Consider the following 20166-nt stretch of genomic DNA (forward strand, 5'->3'; position numbering starts at 1 on the left):
TCAAATGTGATTTTATTCAAAATTCCTTTTTACAGGAATGATATTTTTTGTGATGTATCCCTCATTTTTTGACCTCTCCAGCTTCACCTTTTAGTATCAAAGTTTGAGCATCTCTCAGCAAATAGGTAGCAGCCTGCCTTGAAATATGTACGTCGCTCTGCTCTTCCACTTCATTCGCAAAGCTCTTCAAATCGTTTTTTGCCAAATTGTCTAGCAAACGATTCGCTACATCCATAAGATTGATCAACCCGGCATTCACAAAATATGTGACTAATGTCTTTAAGGAATCTACACTTGTGTTGGTCTCATATAGTATGGATTGGCTGTCTGTACTCCCCGCCAGACCTCCTACATTTGCGATCAGTACATGCGAACCGAGCGGCAGTGTATAGAGAGGAATCGTTGTTCCTTCACACTGGGCAACCACGGGAATAATGCTCTCTCCACCGCTAAACATACCATACACGAATCCGGTGATAGCGATTGTTGGAGAGGTTGAATCGATTGTTGCCTCATCCACATCCTTGCCAACTCTTCCATTCTTTTTTTCAGTCATGGTTAGATAGTTCCTTTGAGAATTTATTATTTAAAATAAAGTTAAATCGCTGACATCTATCGTTTATTCCGAGTCATTTTCAAAACTAAGCTAGGTACACAATGCAACAATCATTGCACCATGTACCTAGCATCTGATAAATTTATTCCAAAATTTTTCTAGCTACGAACACCAGATCTACAATATCGATTTTACCATCGCCATTTGCGTCTGCTTGCTTGACTTGCTCCCAATCCGGGCTGGAAGATGTTTTGCCGTAATTCGCTGCCACAAAGCCAAGATCACCGATGCTTACTTTGTTGTCATGGTTGACGTCACCTGGCATTCCCGGAGGCGCTGTCGCAATACTCACATTGACCGTAGAAGCCTGCCCCTTCGTTTCCGCCCCTTGCCCATCGGCCAGCGTTGCATCGATTACAGCAATCGTTCCTGTTGTCGATTGCGCAACAGCTTTAGCTCTAAATTTCAGTTCCAGAATTCCAGCATCGCCTGTCACAGCCTTGCCGGCCCCTTCACTTGCGAGAATAAACCGAAGTTTACCCAGCGTATCCTTCTTGGTCTCTACGAGTTGAAGTCCATCTTTTACGGCTCGAGCCGAGACGAATTCAAGAACGTTCGAATCGTAGTCCATTTTAAAATCCTGTGCGTATACGCTTTGCGTGACGCTGCCCAGACCTAACTGTACCGTGAATTCCTCGCCTGTTTGAACGATGCCTGCTGCCGATAGTGTCGTTATCGGGAAACTTGGCGTGACATCGCCTTTCACTACCGTAACTTTGCTTACTGCTGTAAAATTGCCGTCTGCCGTGGTGACTGTAATATCAGCCGCCCCAGCTTTCAAGGCAGTGACAACCGTTTTACCGTCTTTCACTTCCACTTTGGCAACGGTATTGTCGCTGCTCGACCAAGTAACGTTCTTTTTCGTAGCGTTCTCAGGCAGCACCACTGCAACTAACTCTGTCGTCTGCCCTTCTTTCAGCGTGACTTGCGGTTTATCCACCTGCAAGCCGGTTACAGGTACCTCAATTGTGCCGATAGTGTGATAGACATTCATTTCAGCTGCAGATGCCCATCCATTATACCCTGCAGTTGCTTCCAGTTTTAAAAAGGACGCTTTCGTTACCGGAAACTCCGCCGTTTTCTCCGCGGAGTCTTTAGCCCAAGTTCCGCTTGCGACTTTGCTGTACCGGACGCCATCCGTACTCGCATAGACATTGTAGGCTGTGATCATACCATTGCTTCCACTCTGCCTAGGGAGAACCTTGATTTTATTGACGTCATAAGTACCGCCCAGATTCAATGTGATCGATTGCGGTAGCGGATCAGACTTATCCCACTTTGTATGCCAAATGGTATCTGAATCTCCATCAAGCACGTTGGGTGCCCCGTTACTTTCATTTACCAATTCCTCACTTGTTGCCGATGCTGTCATCTGTGACTGTGGAATGGTGGCGGTCGTCACTGGCGGTGTCGTATCTTGTACAGTAAAATAAATCGTGTACGTTTGAGTTTTAGTACCATCCTCCGAAGTTACGTTGACGGTTGCCTTACCCGGAATTTCACTCGGGTTAGTGACTGCAACTTTTGCGAATATATCAGACGATGAAGCTTTGACAGACGGAATTGCTGCTGACGGCAGTTGCACCTCATAGGAAAGAGCGTTTGCTTGGAAGCCGACAAGAGGTTGACCGTTAATTTCAATTCCGTTCAATGTTGCGTCATTCCCCGAAGCAACGCTTAATCCCATGACCTCCATTTCCGTAATCGCTAAACACTTGTCAGGAGCGCTATTCATATTCACTCTTACTTTCGTTGTGTTAACACCGTCAAAAGTGATCGTATTCACCTTATCTGCAGGTATCGCCGGTTCATATGTCACATGTCTCACGTCGACCCATTCCATACCGTTCCAATATTGCACATTCATTGATGTCGGAGGGTTTGCCCCCCAATCGGTATACACATACATCTTGACTTGATTGATGGTCTTTGTTTGGCCGAAATCGATTTGTACCCAATCCGACGCTCTAGACGTAGGGCTCCAATTCGTCCACCGGTTTTTCGGTGAACCCGTATAGGAAATAATACCATCGTTCAAAGCATTTACATTATCGGAAGAATTAGTGAACGATGCGCTTGCTTTCGGATACTCTCCTCCCGTATTCAAAGAGACATTCACTTGAGCAGCTGGCTTTACCTGAACAGAAGCAACCACGGACAGATCCGTTCCATCTACACTTCCGGCAACCGTAAATTCGCCTTCGGCCCCATACTTCAACGGATCAATCGCCCCCCAGGTTACTTGGGTCATGCGAAGTGATCCATCCGTGTATGAAGCTTCAACTTTGCTTGGAAGGACAGGCGCCATACCAACATACGTTTTGACAATGATAGCGTTCTCAACCTTGGTAATACCTAGGACCGATACGGTAGCTGACGCTTTGATGGCTGTCTCTTGTACCGTGCCGCTGACGGTAAAAGTGCCTGGCTTCGCGTATTTCGCCGGATCAAGCGCATCCCAGGCTACTTGAACCTCTTTTTGATTCCCATTTTGCTGAATCACGGTTACGGTCGAAGGCAGTTTTGGGGCTATGCCTGTTTTGGATTCAACGGTTACTGTCTGAATGCCAATAATGCCCGTATTATTCGGATCAATTTCCGAAACTGCAAATACTTTTGTCGTATCCGGTGCTACATGGTATCCGGTTGCATTGACAACAATTTCACCGGCAGTTGTGGACGGCTGGACGATGACCAATGCCTTGCCGCTAAACGCCTTACGGCTTGATGCCTTGTATCGCTCCAAGCTTGCGGCATTGCCATTGTCCACACCGACGATGGTTCCGCCAGTCACATTAAAGTTAATCAAGTTGTCCGCGTTCGGAACAAGTAGGCCATTTGCATCTACAACATCGGCTTCAATAAAGACAAGGTCTTTACCATCTGCCTTGATGACCGTTCGATCCGGTTTCAGCACCACTCTGGCAGGCTCGTCGGCTGTTTTCACTTCATCCGATGCTACTTCTACACCATTTTTCTTGGCGACGGCTTTCAAGGTACCCGGTGTAAACGGAACATCCCATTCCAATTGCAGATCTCCAGGCACAAATGTTTTGACGCCGAGTGATTGACCGTTCAGGAATAGTTCAACGCTGTCCGCGTTGGAATAAGCAATAACCGGCACGGTGTCGCCCGATTTCCAATTCCAGTGGGGCAGCAAATGCACCATCGGTTTACTTGTCCAGCGGCTTTGATAGAAATAATAAATATCTTTTGGGAATCCTGCCGTATCCACGATCCCAAAGTACGAACTCTTTGCAGGCCACACGTAATACGGAGTGGGTTCACCGAGATAATCAAAGCCGGTCCAAATGAATTGACCTGCAACGAAATCGCGATTCGCATCCAGTAGGTAGGAGTCTCGCGCACTGCGTCCCCAGGGGACCACACTATTATCGTAGGAAGAAGTTTGAAAATCCGGATGTGTCAGTACATTCTGATCGATCGGCAGGTGATAGACTCCGCGCGATCTGACCGCCGAGGCCGTTTCGCTGCCAAATATTTTCCAGTTAGGGTGTGCGGCGTGTTGCGAATCGTAAAGATGTTCTGAGTAATTGTAGCCGACTAAATCTAGAATGTCCGCAACCTTTTGTGTATTGGAGTCATCCAACGAAGGAATCGCCATAGTAGTAGGTCTTGTCGGATCGATTTCTTTAACCCAGTTCTTTAGATTTAGCGCAGTGGCAAGAGCATCCGGTTTATAAGTATCCGGAATTTCGTTGCCAAGACTCCATGCGATGATAGAAGGATGATTCTTGTCACGACGTACCATGTCCTTGATGTCGGTTTCAGCCCACGTATCGAAGAAACGGGCATAATCGTACGCCTTCTTCGGTTCTTTCCAGGCATCGAAAGCTTCTTCAAGGACGACGAATCCCATCCGATCATACAAATCGAGCAGTTCGGGCGCAGCAGGATTGTGGGTCGTTCGAATCGCGTTCACGCCCATGCCTTTCAAAATCTCCAGCTGCCTTTCCATGGCTCTCGTATTAACTGCAGCTCCTAGCGCTCCTAAATCGTGATGCATAGAAACGCCCTGTAATTTCACATGCTGCCCGTTAAGGAAAAATCCTTGATTCGAATCAAATTTCAAGGTTCTAATCCCAAACGACGTATGATACGTGTCGACGATGCCACCATCTACTTTCACTTCGGTATCTGCCGTGTAAAGAACTGGTTTTTCAACGGACCATAGCTTCGGATTGCCCACCGTCAGTGTTTGATCATATTCGTTTTTCCCGTTGGCCGCTATTGTTGCTTGGGATTCAAGTACGCCCTTCGAAACTCCCTGATCATCACGTATCGTGGTCGTTAAGGTTACCTGCTTGCTTGCAGAGGTTTCGTTCATGACTGTCGTTTTCACGTTGACATCTGCCGAAGCATCGCTGACCTGCGGTGTTGTGATAGAGGTGCCCCATTGCCCGACATGAACCTGGTCCGTGATCGAAAGCCATACATGGCGGTAAATCCCGCTTCCCGAATACCAACGGCTGCTCGGCTGCTGATTGACGACTTTGACAGCAATCACGTTCTTATCACCGTTATATTTCAAGTAAGGGGTCAAATCATACTCGAACGAAATGTATCCATTCGGGCGATTTCCAAGAACATGTCCGTTTATATATACGGTACTGTCCATATATACGCCGTCGAATGTAATAGTTACTTTTTTTCCAGCCGCTTCACTTGGCATCGTGAATGATTTCCGGTACCATCCGGTTCCACCATCCAAAAACGCTGCGTCCCTGCCAGCAGCGGAATCTTTATTAAAATCCTGTTCAATACTCCAATCATGAGGAAGATCCAACGTTCTCCAGGATGAATCATCAAAATCTGCGGCTTCCGCTCCAACCGCATTACCCCGATTAAATTTCCAGCTGGAATCAAAGCTTTGTCTTCTTTCATTCGTGTTTGAACTTATATTTGTTGTTAGATCTGCTGCATGGGCCGGTTTAACCAGCAAATCGGAAGTTAATGGGATAGAGCCGTATGACAAAGAAAATAAACTTGCAAACAATAATATTTTCCTAAACACTTTACCCACTCCCTAAGTTATATTAAAAACTGAGCTAACCCTCTCGTTCTAAGTAAAATTTCATCCTCCTTTCCTTGTAATAAAGGACATGTAAATCTTTTCCTTAAATTACACACCTATATCTTATTCGTTTATCCAGCGTTCAACCATTGAATTTAGTACTGTAAATCTTTGATACAGTCCTATCTTAGGGTACAAGTTGCAATGAAACACGCATGCAATCAATTACACACAAAAAGAAGGACCATCCCTCTGCCATTTTTATGACAGCGGACAGCCCTTCTTCTTTCATTGACTTTTGCTTAGCGCAATCGCAAACTGCACCTAGCATTAACATTTGTTCCAAATGATTTACTCGAATATTTTTATAGCCACGAATACAAGATCTGCTATATCGATTTTGCCATCGCCAGTTACATCTGCTTGCTTGATTTGTTCCCAATCCGGGCTGGAAGATGTTTTGCCGTAATTCGCTGCAACAAAACCAAGATCGCCGATACTTACTTTGTTGTCATGGTTGACGTCGCCTGATATTACCGGAGGTGCTGTCGCAATGCTCACATTGACTGTTGAAGCTTGCACCGTTGTTTCCACCCCTTGCCCATCGGCTAGCATTGCATTGGTTACAGCAATCGTTCCTGTTGCCGGTTGCGCCACAGCTCTAGCTCTAAACTTCAGTTCCAGAATTCCAGCATCGCCTGTCATAGGCTTACCTACGCTTGCTAGAATAAACCGAAGTTTACCTAGTGTATCCGTCTTTGTTTTTACGAGTTGAAGTCCATCATTTACGGCACGAGCCGACACGAATTCAAAAACGTTCGAATCGTAGTCCATTTTAAAATCCTGTGCATATACGTTTTGCGTGACGCTGCCCAATCCCAGCTGTACCGTGAATTCATCGCCTGTTTGAACGGTACCTGCTGCCGATAGTGTCGTTAACGGGATACTTGGCGTGACAACGCCTTTCACTACCGTAACTTTGCTTACTGCTGTAAAATTGCCATCTGCCGTGGTGACTGTAATATCCGCCGCCCCCGCTTTCAAGGCAGTGACAACCGTTTTACCGTCTTTCACTTCCACTTTGGCGACGGTTTCGTCGCTGCTCGACCAAGCAACGTTCTTATTCGTAGCGTTCTCAGGCAGCACCGCTGCAACGAGCTCTGTCGTTTGCCCTTCATTCAGCGAGATTTGGGGTTTATCCACTTGCACGCTGGTTACTGTCGTTAACGGGATACTTGGCGTGACCGTAACTTTGCTTACTGCTGTAAAATTGCCCTCTGCCGTGGTGACTGTAATATCTGCCGCCCCCGCTTTCAAGGCAGTGACAACCGTTTTACCGTCTTTCACTTCCACTTTGGCGACGGTTTCGTCGCTGCTCGACCAAGTAACGTTCTTATTCGTAGCGTTCTCAGGCAGCACCGCTGCAACGAGCTCTGTCGTTTGCCCTTCATTCAGCGAGATTTGAGGTTTATCCACTTGCACGCTGGTTACAGGTGAATATTGACTTACATTCACATTGTCATACTGTGCATTGTTCCATCCACTGCCCAAGCCCACCATTCCGCTTCCTCTTCGGCTATCGGTAACAGAAGCGATTTGATTATTGTCAACAAATGCTTTGATCGTCGTTCCCACAAAGGATAGCTTTAAATTATGCCATGTATTGGCAGAGAACCCGGTAACTGTTCCGGAAGCAAGAACGACATCGTTACTAGTCCCATAAGTAGAAGGATCGCCATAGCATAGATACCACTGCCCATTGTCGTAAATGCTGAGCCTATATCCCTTATAATCTTCGGGATGTCCACCGGGTAATTCACTGCCCACTCTACCGTATATATTGACTGCACCAGCATTTTCTATCAGCGTATCGACGCTATAATCATAGTTCTGCCATTTTAAGTCTCCGAATTCGGTAAATGTACTTGGATTTTGACTATCCGGTTTCTCTCCCCAAACATTCCATGGAATGAGCGGTTTTAAAATAACCTGACGCAAGGTTTTTCCGACTCCGCCGCCAAAGCTGTTGCTTACTTCGAACGCCCCTTCAATATCGTACGTATACTTTGGTGTTTTACCTACTGTATAGCTTTCAAAATTCTCACTGTAATTCTTCGGAAAAGATTGGTCGGCAGGTATAGCATTTGCAGCAGCACCTTTTTGCTGTCCCGTCGTTGTTGTCAATGTATAGATCGAATTTGCTTCAAGATTAATCGAATACGAGCCTGCATTAGGCTGAATATCACTTTGCTGAATAAACTGTGCACTACTGTTAGATTTCCATACATGAACCGCCCCGTTAGAAAGCCCTCCGGTAAGGTTAAAGGTCATAGATTCGGGTGATCCCCCTGATACAATAACGATACTATAATCTCCACTGTTAGGATTTTTAAAAGTTACATATGAACTTCCACCGGGTGCGATGCCGGATCCGCTGTCAAGATATTGCCATCCGGGTGCGGCAAATTGGGTTGTATGCGCCGCTGCCCAAACAGCCGGCTGCACAACATAATTGCCTGACCACGGCGAATTGGCCTGCATGATCCCCGAATGCGCCCAAGCTGTATTATTGTATTGAGCGCCAATTAAGTGCCAGACATCTGTCTTCGTAAGTTTAGCATTAATATAGTTGAGATTCATTTCCTTGGCAAGGTTAAAAGCACCATTCCAATCGCCTATTCCGGTCCAGCCTTCACTTTCCCAAATCGGCAATCCGCTATTCTGAGCATTACTTGTAGAAGTACTGTTGACGTAGTGGTACCCGATCGCCGCTACTGCATTTTTTAACGCGGGATCGTTTACAATTTTGTCGGCAAACCCCCAATCATTACCGTAAATATCGGGTGCTACAATTTTGACGTTGGAAAGACCGTTCCTATCCAATGTAGGTCTCAAGATATTGACAATATAATCTCGTGCTTGCTGGGAAGTGCCATTATAACTTTCGTTCTGGCTACCGCCAATGTAATCCAGATCATAGCCCCAAACGCTTTTTAATCCTTTGATATAACTGACAAGATAATCCGCATTGTCTTGGGACCACATATTTCCTACCCAAGCTGGTGCCCCCCACTGCAAGGCGGATAGCTTGATATTGGGATTTCTCTTTTTCGCTTCGTTGATTAACCAAGTTTCATAGCCTCGTGTCATTACCGGATTGGCATTTTCGTCTCTTGTCCTTGCATGACTCGGCTCAGTTCCGCTGGTAGAATTGATATCTCCACCGATTTCAAATTTAAGTTCTTGATAAGAAGCGCCAAAATTAGGTTTAAACAGATAGTCCAAAATATCACTGCGATAAGGCTCAGGATAGTCAATAAGAAGCTTGGTATTGCCTCCTCCACCACTTAGCACACCTTCTCCGTCAAAGACTCTTCCCGATCCAGTTCCGTCAATATTGACAGTTGAGCTTCCGAAACTCCAATGTTGGTTCGTCCCGCCATTGTCTGTCCACTGATCCAAAGCTGTCCCCGCTGTCCTTGAAGCACCGATAACGTCCAGAGCCATTCCGCTGTTCACATTCACCAGCTTGTAAAAACCGTTTCCGACACTGGTTATTCTCCACTTCTGATTATTACTGCCACCGTAAGGGTATTGAATAACGCTAGCTCCAGCTGTAGTGGAAGAGCCGGTCACCTCCATGACCATGCCGCTGTTGCGATTAACCAGGTAGTATGTGCCGTCGCCGTATCCTTGGATCGACCATTGCTGATTGTTTCCGGAGGTGGCTGACCACTGATCGATTGCAGTTCCTGGGTTTAATGATTCGCCTTTTACATCGGCTAACATCCCGCTATTTTGGCTCTTGATTGTATAGTAAGTGGACGGATTATAGTCCAACCCCCCACTATAAGACGCCCCGTCAATCACATACGTTGTGACGGAGCCTGCTTTTGCCGTTGCCGAAAATGTTTTGTTGTTCAAGGAAATCGAAGGTAATTGAGCCAACTGCTCTGTAGACGATGTCCGATAAGGCGTCGCATTGCCGGTAATAGCGCTAAATTTGCTCAAATCATAGGAGACCGTTTTATCGGATGCGCTGCTGTTTGTTGTTACAATAACAACATTGGAACTCGCCGGGTCATAAGCCACAAGTGAATTATCGTCGTTAATCGCAATGATTTTGTAGCCCGGGCGAATAAATTTACTGTAGTTCCCCATGATATAATACTTTTGGTTAATCGTATAAGATGTGTCCCCGGAGCTATTTAGAGAATTTTTCAAAAAGCCCCATCCGTCTGCATCATCGACGGCTTGCCAGTATACCCATCCCGATGCGTGCATTTGTTTCATATCTTTCAATATGGTGCTCGACATCGTTAGCCCGGTCGCATCACCGTCCCCATATTCGGACATCCACAATTTTTTGCTGTTCGATTGCGCTGCATTCGCTAATTGTACGCGCTGGCTTCCACCGTAGCTATGTGTATTAATCTGATAAACACTGTTTTTTGTTGCGCTGCTTAAGGAATTGAAGGATGTCAGCGCATCATCGATCGTATTTTCGTCAGATCCACTAAGTTTCGTGCCCAATCCCTTGCTGGATAAAGAAGCTGCCACTTTGCTAAGTATTGTATTTTGACTACTCCGGTCAAAATGAGCGCCTTCTTGACGGTTTCCGAGCTTCCACCAGCCTGCAATCGGCTCGTTCAACGGGTTTAAGGTTCTAAACGTGATACCTTCAGTATCTTTGAATTGTTTGACAACTGTTGTCAGGTAATCGGCAAAGGCATCATAATAGTTTGAATTTAGATTATCTGAGCCATCCGCAGCTCCAGAGACACTGCCGCTATTCGTCATCCAATATGGCGGTGAATTGGAGAAGGCTTCAAACTGATCTGCCCCTCTTGCCTTGGCTGCCTGCAGCATCCAACGCTGATTAGCATCCGCCGTCCAATCATAAGTACCATTGCTTGACAGGAAACCTGGTATTCTCGCTCTATACATCAAATAAGTTTGATTTGGAGGCAGATAATTGGGGTTTTCACCGCCGCCAATGTTATAGCGAGCAATGTTAAGATTCAACCCTGACGAGCCGAAAATTTTATCCGCATAGTCGGTTTTATTGGCGTATCCCCCGACGACGTATCCCCACCACGCCAAAGATGTCCCCCAACCTTCAACGGTCTGAAATTGAACGGATGGATCTACAATCGTTGAATTATCGGCGAAAGCAGCTGGAGCTGGAACACATACAATCGAAGCGATCATGGCGATCGGAATGATTTTGCAAACATTTTTTCTAAGTCGCTTTAACATCTTAACTCCCTCCCTGGGTCTATCAATGAGGTTGAACGATCTCATTACCATTTTATGTAAACCCTTACATCTAATCGTTTATGAAATGCGATTCCTCGCGGAGCGTCCAAAGCACTACTGCTAGAACGCCCGCAAAATAATCGCATTTGAGATACTCGAAAACCTTACTTGCTTGCTCTTGCTTTCGTCCACTTATCATTCAATTCGCTAGAAATTTGATCGAGAGCCGCTCCGCCCATCATGTCTTGACCTAACTTCTTCCAATCTAGTTGGATCGAGTTCACATATTTATTGAAGTTTTCACCACCTGGACGGTAGTTGAATTCCTCGAACTTATTCGTTTTGTAGAAATCATTCAAGAACGGAACGTCTGCTTTGACGCCTTCCATGACGGAATTCGCTTGCTTTTTATTCACATAAAAGGAATACGCATCGGAGCCAAACATCCACTCTTCAAATTTCTTCGCTGCATCGACGTTCTTGGATTTATTGTTAATTCCGAAGAAATTATCCGTGAAGGTCATCACTTTCAGCGGCTCTGACTCCGAATGACGGACAGGCAATGGGAATGCCGCCAAATCGTCAATATTTCCTACTTTGGATTTGTATTGCGGCAGATACCACAATCCTGCTGCAATGACGGCCGCTTTTTTCGCTTCAAACAATCCGGTTGCTTGGTCGTTGCTCATGCCGAGAGGATCGGCTCCCATTACTTTGGCACCATATAAAGTTTGAATATCCGTGTATGATTTGTAGAACGGTGTGCCTTTATCAAACGGCTTGTCCATGCCGGCAATTTTGTCATAATAGTTTTCATCGCCGGATTCCAGCAACGGCATAAATTCATTGAACGGATAGTTCGGCCAGGAATCCTTGCCGCCCATCGCATACGGCTGATACTTGCCGCTCTTTTTAATTTCTGTTAATACGCTTACAAATTGCTCCCACGTTGTCGGAACGCTTAAATTCAGCTCTTTAAACACGGACGGATGATAGTATACAAGTTCAGGAAAAGAAATAACAGGCAATGCGAGAACCTTGCCGTCAACGGCAAATTGCTTAGCCTTTGCGTTTTTGGCAGTCACGCTCAAATCGTTCAGTGCTGTCAACTCAGCTTTGAAATCATTGATAAAGTTAGGCTTCAGCTCGATAATATCCGGCAGCTCATTAGCGGCCAATCGGACTTTCATTGCTTGCAAATAGTCGGCATCGCTTTTGAATGTCTCGACTTCCACTTTCACGTTCGGCATGACATTGGAAAACTCTTTCACTTTCTTGGTCCAGCTATCCAGAAATTCGCTGTCGCTATCCCACATAGCCAGTTTCAATGTAACCGTATTCGTTTTACTACTGTCTCCAGCCGGAGCTTTCGCAGGATTACTGTCTTTCGTTGACGTATTCACGCCGCATCCGGCAACGCTGAATGCCAAAGTCAATGAAAGTACGGATGTTACTAATGTTCTTTTCATTCTCTTTCCTACCCCCTAAGGATTTCGCAAATGATTTACACTGATATCTTACAAAAATTCGGAATACGCTTTCATTGATAAAATTTGTGATTCGCTTGATATATTTTGGGGCTCATTTCTTCACTTCTTTTTCCACGCATAAGCGTCCCGATACTTCTGAGGGCTCATTCCCCTATATTTTTTAAACACCCGGCTGAAATGTTCAGGATTCTCATACCCCACCTTTAAGGCAATTTCATACATTCTCATGTCGCTTTCAATCAGACGAGCCGCTTCGTTAATACGAAGCTTCGTCACATGTTCAATAAAATGCTCTCCTGTTTCTTTCACAAATTGCTTGCTTAGATGGCTCTCCGTCACCTGCGCCCATTCGCTGACTTGACCGAGCGTGATCGGATTACAGTAATTTTGCTCAATGTACCGTTTGACTCGCTCAACCAGCCGCTGCGAATAGTCCTCGCGCTATTTCTCCGAATGAAGCACATCTGCAAGCAGAACGACTAACTGCTCGATCCACGCATGCAAGTCTTCACGGAACATAAACTGCTCAACGATCTCATATGGCCGACGACGTGTTTCCAGCACCTGATTCCAATTCATCGCCTGCGCGTGCAGCCATGCGCCAATATTCCAAATCAATTCTTCATAGACGGGAAGAGAGCTTTCTAATGTCATCTTTGATAGCTCGTTCAACTGCTTTAATCCTGCAAGCAGTTTTTGCTGCCACTGGGTATCGCCTTTCTCTATCAATTGCATCATATCCCTATAGTCCCACGGTGCTATAGGTGGCCCCACATCCACGCTGACCGATTCAGGATAATACACACGTCCAGGTCCTTCCGAGAACCGCAAACAAGCCAAGTGTCTCGCTTGGATGTATCTAGAGTGCCAGATTTTCCAATCCGTACACGAGTCCGCAACCCCAACCGATAACGTAACATTTAAAAAATTTTTGACCGTATTGCAGAGCGAATCCAGGAGCTCTATCACACGAGCCCTCACATTTAAGTAGCTGTCCCTGGACTCAAAGCATAATAAGAGTGCATGTTCATCCTCTTTAATCTGAATTAGTTGAAAAGGAATCTTTAAACTTTCCAACCCTTGCCTAATGATGTTTGACAAGTGCTCTATGTTGTCCAATCGTTCGTCAGGCAGTATGGATACAATAACATGTTGTGAATTAGCGTATTGCGACACCCATCTTTGGAACGAATCATCCTGTGTTAGGTTAAGGCTGTAAAAATAATCTTTTTCACGAAACAGGCCCCTAAGCCATATTTCCCGTTGTTTTCTGTCTGAGTCGTTATAGGGGTCGGTGCGCCATGAAGAAGCTGCGTTCTCCTTTAACTTACGGACGGCCTTATGAATGACCGGAATGATATGTTCAGGATCCAGATTCGCTTTCATGATGTAATCTAAGGCTCCAAGGAGAAAAGCCTTCCGCACAAAATCAAAATCCGAATGTGCGCTTAGCACAATGCTCAGCGGAGCGTTGGTCAGGTTTGCTTCCTTCATCTTGGACAGCAATGCATTGGCATCCATAACCGGCATGCTCATATCAATAATCATCAGATCTATATCCTGATCAGTAGCTATTCGTTCCCACGCTTCACGGCCGTCCGCAGCCTCAGCAACAACCTCGCATTCTAAATCACGCCAAGGGATGATCGTGCCCAAGGCTAGTCTTACAAGCGGCTCGTCATCGACGATCATCACTCTAAACATGCTTTCATCTCCAATCTGCAAGTGAAACTGTTCTACCCTAGAACGAGAACCTGATCATAGACTCGCTTATTCATACCCGGAAGTTCATAGAGCAAATATAACCGACCGTTCACTTCTCCGCGAAACGATGGAGGAAAGGACTCGTATTCATGACTGGATAGAACGGGAAGAACGCCAATATCACTGGAAAGGCTTGTCTTCACCTTTACCTCCAGAGCCGATAGTAAATTATTCTCAATTGAAAGGACCTTGTCGCATTTGAAATCGTATAGGCAAAATCTCATATTTGAATCCCCCTATCCATCTCTATCCAAATTACGATAAATTAGGCTTACGTCGATCCGGATTGTTCAATAGTAGTGGCAGCGTCACGATGACTTCCGTTCCGACTCCCAGCTCACTCTTCATTGATAGCCCGTAAAGCTCCCCGTAGTTTAACCGGATCCGGTCATTGACGTTGGCAATGCCGATCCCGCAAAGCGATTCTACGTTTTTCTCGTTCTTCAAAGCCTCAATCGTTCGCTGTTCCATGCCCCTGCCATTATCAACAATGGTAATGATGAGTTGATCTCGATTTCTTTTACCGGAAATTTTCACGATCCCCATCGAGCTTTTCCCGTAAAACCCGTGAATAATGGCATTCTCCACAATGGGCTGAAGGAGCAGCTTGAGAATAAAAGCATCCTTCACCAGTTCATCAAAGTCGTACTCCACTTTGAATCGGTCACCATATCGAACTTTCATAATGTAAATGTATTTCTCAAGGTTCTGTATTTCATCCGTTACTTGGATGTAAGATCCATCGCGATGAAACGTAGAAGACAGCAGCTTGATCAGAGAATCCGTCATTTCATACAAATTCGTGGCTTTCACTAGCATGGCCATGATTTTGATCGCATTGAGCGTATTCACCAGAAAGTGCGGATTGATTTGGGATTGAAGTGCATCGATCTCTGCACGGTTTTTCAGTTTTTCCTGCTCTTGTCTTTCGATCATCAGTTCCTGGATGCGTACCGTCATACTTTGAAATGTCTTCCCTAACGAATAAATTTCCAATGGGCCGGACAGGTCCAGAGCAACCTGAAAGGAGCCGCTCTTCATTTTATTCATTTGATAAATTAACGATTTGATCGGGCGAACAATACTCCGCACAAGGAAAAACGAAACAATCAAAAACAGAGCCAAGCCTGCCAAGGAGACTTCCATAATAAAGGCGTAAATTTCCTTAACTTGAGCAGTCAACTGATCGTTCGGCGTCATGTAAATAATTTTCCATCCCATTCGCTCCATCGTCAGAAAGGTAACAAACATTTGTTCACCGTATACCACAGTTTTAAAATCACCGCTTGTCTTCGTTTGCGCTTGTTGAATCGTTTCCTTTTCGACGTTTTGGCTTTTAGCTAGACTCGTATCCAGCATGATATTGCCGTTCCCGTCAAGAATGATGAAGCTGCCGTTTCGGTTCGAGGTGGACTCGGACAAATTCTCAAAAGAACTAGCCTGAATCACAAAATAAATCATCTCTACATCGTTAAATGACCTGTCATATTGAGGAGCTATGGCACCTGACAAAACATAGTTGTCATTGCCTTCAATGAGCTTGTTCTCTTCTGGACCGAACAACAACACGCGCCCTTGACTTTGAAGCGCTTTGAGATAAAGCGGCGTCATCTTTAAATTGGTTTCGTTCATCCGAGTGTTGATGTTATGCAAATGCGTACCCTCGAAGAAAAATGCGCCATTGTCCCGGTAGACGAACATGGCGGAAACGACATCGGGCATATCGTGCAAATAATTTTTCAATGAATGTTCCAACTCTGAAGACTTCCTGAACTGGTCTTGGGAGTCTGTACTTTGATGGAGGGAATTGGCGAGTGAAATCAGATTTCTATCCGATGCAATAGCGGCGAAAGTCCTGATATACCTGCTTGTATCTTGATCGATCGAGTAAGATACTTGTTCGAGCGTTTGCATCGTTCGTGAAGTAATATTCGACAGCAAAATATTCGTATAAGCTCTCAATGACAAAAAGGTAACCAAAAGAATCGGCATCACGATGACGAAAAAGAACATCACATATAAAATTGAAGTAATGGACCATCTCTTAGTGAACATACGCATTGCCGCGCCTCCATTTACAAGTGCAACTATGAAGCGGAAAGAGAGGGAAGGCATTGCTGCCTTCCCCAGGGTATCAATTGCATCGTTCTAATATCGCTACGCCGTACGGCTCTAGCTTTAGCGATCCCTCGTAGATCCGATGAGACAGCAAATCTTTATAAGTCCCATCATATAAATAAGTCGTTGCATCGTGTGGATTATGATTCAAAACAAAGATGAAGGTTCTGCCTTCCTTGCTTCTGCTCGCGATCTCGACTCCGGCAGGAGCTTGATGTGGCGATGCTATTCCCATCTTGTCGCATAATGCTTTACAGAATTTATTCAAAAATGCTTGTTCAGGATCCGTTGCCACATAATACGCTTCCCCTTGTCCGAATCTATTCACGGTCACTGCAGGCATTCCCGCATAAAAGTCGTGACCATAGCTCCCTAACGCCTCCGCTCCTTCTAGATGCAGCAGGTCGCATAGCAGACCACAGTTGTAATCGCCTTCGAGCGCCGGAAAAGTCGCATTCATATGGATTTGGTTTGTCATTTCCGGCTGAAGCGCATCGATTTCTTCTACCCAAATGCCGAGCAAGTCTCTTAATTCGCCCGGATAGCCTCCCAGTGTAACCAGATCGTTCTCGTTAACAATTCCGCTGAAGAATGAAGTGACCAGCGTTCCTCCTTGTTTCACGAACGATTTCAACCGCTCGCTCACCCCAGGCTTCATCATATACATCACTGGTGCGACAATAAATTCATACTTGGAGAAATCGCTAATCGGGCTAATCACATCGACGCTTACATTCAAGTCATAAAAAGCTTTGTAATACTTCTGCGCTTGCTTGAGATAGTCGAGATCCACGCTCGGTCCGCTGGTCATTTCCACCGCATTCCACGTATCGATATCAAACAATAGCGCTACGCTCGATTCCGTTACGGAATCTAGAATCGTATCTCCTAATCCCTTCAGTTCTTGTCCCAATTGCGTGCACTCTCTGAACACCCTCGTATGTTCATGACCCGCATGAGCAATCAAAGCACCGTGATATTTCTCGCACGCACCGACGGAACGCCGCAATTGGAAGAACATCACTGTATCCGCACCATGGGCGATAGCCTGATAGCTCCACAGCCTCATCACTCCAGGCCTTTTCAAACTGTTGTATGGCTGCCAGTTTTGCTGACTCGGCGTCTGCTCCATCAGCATGAAAGGCTGTCCGTCCTTCAACCCCCGCATATAATCGTGACGCATCGCCACATTGCTCATTGGCTCATTCATTTGCGGGTAGCTGTCCCAGGAAACGACATCCATCCGTTCAGCCCATTTCTTCAAATCAAGGCCATTAAACAGCCCCCAAATATTCGATGTAATTTTGATATGTGGTGTCATTTGTTTAATGACATCGTATTCATTCTGATAACATTCCAAAATGGAATCGGACATAAATCTCTTATAATCCAAAGCGATGCCTTGGAAACATTTATTATTCCCGTTCAAATTCGTAGGCGGTACAATATCGTCCCATTCATATACCGTATGCGACCAGAAACTCAAATTCCAGACGCGGTTGACGACGTCCAAGGTGCCATATTTGTTCTGCAGCCAAACCCGGAAAGACGCTGCGCACGTCTCGCAGTAGCAGTGAGGACCGTATTCGTTCCCGATATGCCACACGAGCAAGGACGGATGATTCCCGTATCGCTCCGCCAATTTTGCCGCTAACTGAGCAGCAAACCTTCTGTAAACGCCGCTGTTCGGACAAAAGTTTACCCGTGAACCGTGCGTCCGTTTCCTTCCATCGATATCGACAGGAAGCACTTCCGGATACTGCCGGGACATCCAGGCGGGCTGTGCAGCAGTGGAAGTCGCCAAACACAGGTAAATCCCTTCTTTAGCTACCGTTTCGATAATCTTGTCCAGCCAATCAAAATCATACGTATGCTCCGAGGGCTGCAGCTTCGCCCAACTAAACACCGGCAGCGTAACGATATTGATCCCTGCCAGTTTAAACAATCGCATATCTTCCTGCCATATTTCTTCCGGCCATTGATCGGGATTATAATCGCCGCCGTAATAAATATAAGGCAATTTGTCGTTAATCATCGGCACAACCTCCAAAAGTAATCATTAGTCTGTTTATTCTTTGATGGCGCCATCCATCAATCCGGCAAAAATAAATTTGCGCAAGATCAGGTATATCATTACGGTTGGAAGCATGACTAATATGATTGCAGCCGACAGCTCGTTCCAATATGTAGCACGTTCGCCTACAAACGTCATCAAAGCAGTCGATAACGTGTTTAGCTTTTTGGAAGGCATATACAAATAAGGAATGTACATATCGTTCATAATGTCGACCGCTTTTATAATTGCCAGCGTAGCTGTTGCCGGAAGCAAAAGCGGGAATAGGATGGAGCGGAAAATCCGGAAATACGACGCGCCGTCAAGGAGCGCGCTTTCATCTAACTGCTTGGATATTTTCTCAATGAACTGCAAGTAAATGAATATTTGCATTAAATCCGTTCCTGCATAAATGATCAACGGTGCAAACAGCGTATTATACAGCCCTATTCCCTTGATCGTTTGGAAACGTGCCACTTCCGTTGTATAGGAAGGCACAACGGATGCCACGATAAACAGCAGAAAAATCGTTTTCTTGAAACGGAACTGAAATCGGTTCAGCACGAATGCCGTCATAGCGCCCAGAATGGCATTTATCACGACGCTGGATACGGTAAGGCTTAAGGAGTTAATCAATCCCACAAGCATGTTCGCTTTGTCGAAGGCGACGACGAAATTGTGCAGCGACCAGCTCTTTGGAAGCGAGAACGGCGATGTGGCCGCTAGCTCGGGCGATGTTTTGAATGCTGCGAAAACGACCAGCAGCAAAGGGACAAAAATAATTAACGCAATGATCGATAATATGATGTAGTACATCGTGTGACCCAGGAAGGAGAACGTTGCACCCTTTTCCAATCGATAAGGTTTGGTTGCAAATTCAGTACGGGACATGCTCATGATAATTTGTCTCCTTTCTCGCGGATCAATAAGTTTTGAATGAAACTGAACACGATGATCATCAACATCAAAATAATCGCCATTGCAGAAGCCAGGCCGTAACTATTGAATTTAAACGCGGTGTTAATGGTAAAAATCGTAAACGTACTGCTCGAAGTCCCCGGACCGCCCTGTGTAACAAGAAACGGAATATCGAATACTTGCAGGGCTCCGCGAATGTTTAAGAACAAAATAATTTCAATGACGCGACGAATGCCCGGCAGCACGATGTATCGAATTTGCTGCATTTTGTTCGCTCCGTCGATGGTTGCGGCTTCATACAGATCGCCTGGAATGGACTGTACCCCTGCCAGGAAGAGAATGATATGAAACCCGGCAAAACGCCATAAGGAGATGGCGACAAGCGAATAGTTAACAATTTTCACGTCACTGAGCCAGTTATGAATCCAGCTCTCCAGACCGACCGCTGTCAGCAGTTCGTTAATCGGACCGTTTACTGGGTTGTACAAATAACTGAAAATATAAGCGACGGCCACACCGTTGATGATGTAGGGCAGCAGGACAATGGAGCGAAAAAATTCGCTGGCCCGCATTTTGGCATTCAGCATAACTGCGAGTAGAATTTCAATCGGAATCAACAGCGCATGGATAATAAAATAAAGCCAGTTGTTCGAAAGCGATTGCCATACTTGCGACATTTTGAACGCTTTCATGTAATTGTCAAACCCGACAAAATGCAGCTCTCGGCTGATCCCGTTCCAGTCGGTCAAACTGTATTGGAACAGCTTCGTTGTCGGGTAAATCAGAAATAATAGCATCAATCCAATCGGCAGCGCCAGAAAAGAAATAACTATCACTCTTTTTTGCATCTCGTTACTCATGTGAATCCTCCATCTCTCTAGAACAAACTTTGTGTAAAGTTAATATTAAAGAG

11 protein-coding genes are annotated in these 20166 nt (G+C 45.5%); all 11 read right to left on the reverse strand.

Translation table 11 applies throughout. The features are described 5' to 3' along the window. Positions 1 to 61: 61 nt before the first annotated feature. A complete protein-coding gene (locus O9139_RS27575) occupies positions 62 to 556 on the reverse strand; it encodes a hypothetical protein (protein WP_270884966.1) in 495 nt (164 codons plus the stop codon). A 142-nt stretch (positions 557 to 698) separates the two neighbouring features. Then, positions 699 to 5651: a discoidin domain-containing protein gene (locus O9139_RS27580; RefSeq protein WP_270884967.1), complete on the reverse strand. Its 4953-nt coding sequence runs from the start codon at positions 5649 to 5651 to the stop codon at positions 699 to 701. A 351-nt stretch (positions 5652 to 6002) separates the two neighbouring features. After that, the gene (locus O9139_RS27585; RefSeq protein WP_270884968.1) at positions 6003 to 10910 is read right to left on the reverse strand and encodes an RICIN domain-containing protein; all 4908 of its coding nucleotides are present in this window, start codon (positions 10908 to 10910) and stop codon (positions 6003 to 6005) included. Between the two features lie 164 nt (positions 10911 to 11074). After that, positions 11075 to 12379, reverse strand: a complete 1305-nt coding sequence (locus O9139_RS27590) for an ABC transporter substrate-binding protein (RefSeq protein ID WP_270884969.1) — start codon at positions 12377 to 12379, stop codon at positions 11075 to 11077. 120 nt (positions 12380 to 12499) lie between these two features. Next, positions 12500 to 12739, reverse strand: coding sequence for a helix-turn-helix transcriptional regulator (locus O9139_RS27595; protein ID WP_270884970.1), 240 nt, complete (start codon positions 12737 to 12739; stop codon positions 12500 to 12502). A 102-nt stretch (positions 12740 to 12841) separates the two neighbouring features. Next, the gene (locus tag O9139_RS27600; protein WP_270884971.1) at positions 12842 to 14092 is read right to left on the reverse strand and encodes a response regulator; all 1251 of its coding nucleotides are present in this window, start codon (positions 14090 to 14092) and stop codon (positions 12842 to 12844) included. Between the two features lie 44 nt (positions 14093 to 14136). Next, positions 14137 to 14307 carry a hypothetical protein gene (locus O9139_RS27605; RefSeq protein ID WP_270884972.1) on the reverse strand — a complete coding sequence of 57 codons (171 nt, stop codon included), beginning with the start codon at positions 14305 to 14307 and terminating at the stop codon, positions 14137 to 14139. A gap of 112 nt (positions 14308 to 14419) precedes the next feature. Continuing rightward, complete coding sequence (locus O9139_RS27610; RefSeq protein WP_270884973.1) at positions 14420 to 16225, reverse strand: cache domain-containing sensor histidine kinase; 1806 nt, start codon at positions 16223 to 16225, stop codon at positions 14420 to 14422. Positions 16226 to 16298: 73 nt separating this feature from the next. Continuing rightward, the gene (locus tag O9139_RS27615; protein ID WP_270884974.1) at positions 16299 to 18317 is read right to left on the reverse strand and encodes a beta-galactosidase; all 2019 of its coding nucleotides are present in this window, start codon (positions 18315 to 18317) and stop codon (positions 16299 to 16301) included. Positions 18318 to 18350: 33 nt separating this feature from the next. Next, on the reverse strand, positions 18351 to 19232 hold the full coding sequence (locus O9139_RS27620; protein ID WP_270884975.1) for a carbohydrate ABC transporter permease: 882 nt from the start codon (positions 19230 to 19232) through the stop codon (positions 18351 to 18353). Beyond that, positions 19229 to 20113, reverse strand: a complete 885-nt coding sequence (locus O9139_RS27625; protein ID WP_270884976.1) for a carbohydrate ABC transporter permease — start codon at positions 20111 to 20113, stop codon at positions 19229 to 19231. Before O9139_RS27625 ends, O9139_RS27620 begins: the two co-directional genes overlap by 4 nt. Between the last annotated feature and the right edge of the window lie 53 nt (positions 20114 to 20166).

This window comes from Paenibacillus aestuarii (assembly GCF_027789125.1).
Lineage (GTDB): Bacteria > Bacillota > Bacilli > Paenibacillales > NBRC-103111 > Paenibacillus_E > Paenibacillus_E aestuarii.